Origin of the sequence: Lacisediminihabitans sp. (genome assembly GCF_036404185.1) — a bacterium.
Taxonomy (GTDB): Bacteria; Actinomycetota; Actinomycetes; order Actinomycetales; family Microbacteriaceae; genus Lacisediminihabitans.
Window position 1 is genome coordinate 1 of sequence record NZ_DASWPB010000185.1, and the last position, 3,235, is coordinate 3,235.

The following is a 3,235-nucleotide window of genomic DNA, read 5'->3' on the forward strand; positions in this document are numbered from 1 at the left end:
CAGCACCCGCAGCTCGTCGCTCTTCTCCGCACGGTCCAGTATGAGGCGGAGGGCCGCGTGCATCTCGGGGTCGAAGAGGTTCAGGGGCGGGTTGTCGATGACGACCGTCCACCGCCTCGGGGAGTGTTCGACGAGACGGAGCGGGGACGAAGAGGGGCTCATGGATTGAGGCTATGACACTGACTTGCAAAACACAAGTCAGGTGGGTAGGGTTCCTGACATGACAACCGCCGAGCAGTTCCGCGTCGCAGAGATCTCGCCCTCCTATTGGAAAGTGACGTTCGAAAACGGCCCCATCAACCTCATGGACGTCGACACCGTCGAACAGCTGAGCACTCTGATCGGGCGAATCGAGACGAATCCCGACCTCACCGTCGTCGTCTTCGACAGTGCTAACCCCGAATTCTTCATCGCCCACTGGGATCTCCTGGCGGACCGCGCCCGGATCGGCGCCATGCAGCCGGGCCCCACCGGCCTGCACCCGTACCTGGATAACTTCGTCCGGCTCAGCCGGCTGCCGGTGTTGACCATCTCCTCCATCAAGGGGCGGGTGCGCGGCGCGGGGAGTGAGTTCGTGCTTGCCACCGACGTCCGCTTCGCGGGGGAGAACGCGGTCCTTGGCCAGTTCGAGGTCGGCCTCGGCTCGGTCCCCGGCGGCGGCCCGATGGCGCGCCTGCCGCGACTGGTCGGCCGCGGACGGGCGCTGGAGATCCTGCTCGGCGCCGACGACTTTCCCGCGGCCCTGGCTGCCGAGTACGGCTACGTCAACCGCGTCCTGCCCGAGGCCGAGCTCGACGAGTTCGTCGACGCCTTCGCGCAGCGAGTGGCGCGGTTCGACAGGGTCGCCGTCGTGCGGACCAAGGAGCTCGTGAACGTCGCCTCGCTGCCACAGGACCAGGAATTCGCCCCGGGCCTGACGGCGTTCTTCCAGACGTCCGGACGTCCCGAGAACGCCGCGCACGTGGGTGACCTGTTCGAGCGCGGACTCCAGACCCCCAGCGGGGTGGAACTGGACCTCGGCCGAGAGATCGTGCCGAGCCGAGTGTGAATCGAGCGCAGACATGACGAGCAAAGCCAGTGCGCCCGAACCACCGGTCTGCGCGATCGAGCGCAGCCTCGGCGTCATCGGAGAACGGTGGATGTTCCTCATCCTGCGCCAGGCCCATGCCGGAACCGAGCGCTTCGCCGACTTCGAGGCGGCTCTGGGGGTCGCGCCGAACATCCTGGCGGCACGGCTGGACACCCTCGTGCGCGCCGGCGTGATGGAGAAGCGCGAGTATCGGGAACCCGGGCAGCGGGCTCGCCCGTCGTATCACCTCACGCAGGCGGGGATCGATCTACGGCTCGTCCTGGGTGCGATCCAGCAGTGGGGTGACCAGTACCTCCCCCTCATCGGCGGCCCCGTGATCGCACGGCAGAACGCCACTACCGGGAAGCCCGTCAGGGTCGGCTTCATCGATGAGCACGATCGACCGGTGGACCTCTCCGACGTGTCCATCTCGGCACCGATCGCAGACCAGAAGCCGTGATCCCCGCCCGGTAATCACCTGGCCCCGCCCGGTAATCACCTGGCCCCGCTCGGTTTGGAGTACCGGGTTAGGGCTGTCCTGGTCCTGTCTCACTTGGGGAGAAGGTCTTGGGCTGAGGGGCGGCAGGGTCGACGGTCAGTTCAGTTCAGTTCAGTTCAGTTCGGTCGAGGAGGGGAGATTGGTTCTTTGATGAGGTAGTCGCCGAGGGAGGCCTCCATGAGATCGAACATGGCCGGGGTGCTCGTTGCGAGTTCGCCGAAGACCGCTTGATGTGATTCGCCGGTCAGGACGCGTCTGCTGGTTTCGGTGAAGAGGGCGCGATGCACGGAGGCGAGCTGGGTAGCGATGACGCGTTGCCGGAGGGTGTCCTGGCCCGTTTCCGCGGCGATGGCGTCTCCGAGGGCTTGCTCGCGCAGCTCGGCGATCTCGCGGATGCGGGCGGTGAGCACGCGACTGTCGTGAACGAGTTGGGCGAAGTTCGCGCTGGGTGGCCCGAGCGTGACGTCGTGTGCGGTGATGCGAGCGATGCAGTCGAGGCGGATCGCTGTCAGTGCACTCTCGCCGGGCGCGCGTATGGCGACGGCGTGGGCGAGGCTGAGGATCGTGGGTTCGGCCTGGTCGAAGACCAGATCCTCTTTGCGGGGGAAGTAGTTCGTCACGGTCATCTTCGCCACACCGGCCGCCTCGGCGATCTGCGGGATCGTGACCTCGTCGAAGCCGTGTACTGCGAACAGTTTCATGGCTGCCGTCGAAAGAGCCTCGCGCGTGCGCTGCTTGTGCTGTTCGCGGAGCCCGAGGGTCATGAGCCCCACTATATCTAGAAGGTGGGCGAAACCTATATTTAGGTCTAACCTAAAAATGTGCCGTCTGGGTGCACATGGAGGAAGGACGTAGAGATGAAGGCTGCCGTGGTTTACGAGTTGGGGAAGCCGCCGGCTTTCCGCGATTTTAAGGAGCCGCAGCCGGTGGAGGGTGAGGTCCGCGTCGCGGTGACCGCGTCGGCGTTGACGAACTTCACGAGGCTGCGTGCGGCGGGCGAGCACTACAGCTCCGCGGCGGAGCCGCCCTTCGTTCCGGGGATCGATGGGATCGGACGGCTCGAGGATGGGAGCAGGGTCTACTTCCTCTTCCCGAGAGCGCCGTTCGGCGGCATGGCGGAAGTCACAGTCGTTCCCGCTTTCCGGTGTATCCCCGTTCCGGACGGGGTCGATGACGCGACTTTGGCGGCTCTCGCGGATCCGGGGATGTCGTCCTGGGCAGCCTTGGAGGTGCGGGCCAAGCTGGCGGCGGGGGAGACGGTCCTGATCAATGGTGCCACCGGCACGGCGGGCGGCCTCGCGGTCCAGATCGCGAAGTATCTCGGCGCCGGGAAGGTGATCGCCACCGGCCGCGACCGCGCCACGCTCGACCGTCTCGTGAGCCACGGTGCGGACGAGGTCATCGAGTTGGCGGGAAGCGAAGCGTTGAACACGGCGTTGCGTGAGGTCTTCGACCGTGGGGTCGACATCGTCCTCGACTACCTCTGGGGTCCCAGCGCGGAGGCGATCCTCACCGCCGCCTCGAATACCGGGCGTGGGGACCGGGTGCTGCGCTTCATCCAGATCGGAACCACCAGCGCCCCGACCATCAGCCTTCCCGGGGCACTGCTGCACTCCTCCGCGATCGAGATCACCGGAAGCGGCACCGGCAGCGTCGATCCGAAGACG

At 66.2% G+C, this 3,235-nt stretch carries 4 protein-coding genes; 3 read left to right on the forward strand and 1 reads right to left on the reverse strand.

What is annotated here, in order from left to right; genetic code table 11:
• Window positions 1-220 precede the first annotated feature (220 nt).
• Window positions 221-1,048, forward strand: a complete 828-nt coding sequence (locus tag VGC18_RS13325) for an enoyl-CoA hydratase/isomerase family protein (protein WP_331098178.1) — start codon at window positions 221-223, stop codon at window positions 1,046-1,048.
• Window positions 1,049-1,061: 13 nt separating this feature from the next.
• A complete protein-coding gene (locus VGC18_RS13330) occupies window positions 1,062-1,529 on the forward strand; it encodes a helix-turn-helix domain-containing protein (RefSeq protein ID WP_331098181.1) in 468 nt (155 codons plus the stop codon).
• Window positions 1,530-1,684: 155 nt separating this feature from the next.
• Here VGC18_RS13330 and VGC18_RS13335 read toward each other — a convergent pair whose 3' ends face one another.
• Window positions 1,685-2,332 (reverse strand): TetR/AcrR family transcriptional regulator, encoded by a 648-nt coding sequence (locus VGC18_RS13335; protein ID WP_331098183.1) that lies wholly within the window; start codon window positions 2,330-2,332, stop codon window positions 1,685-1,687.
• A 162-nt stretch (window positions 2,333-2,494) separates the two neighbouring features.
• Between VGC18_RS13335 and VGC18_RS13340 the strand changes: the two genes are divergently transcribed.
• On the forward strand, window positions 2,495-3,235 hold a 741-nt coding region (locus VGC18_RS13340), incomplete at its 3' end, for a zinc-binding alcohol dehydrogenase family protein (RefSeq protein ID WP_331098185.1).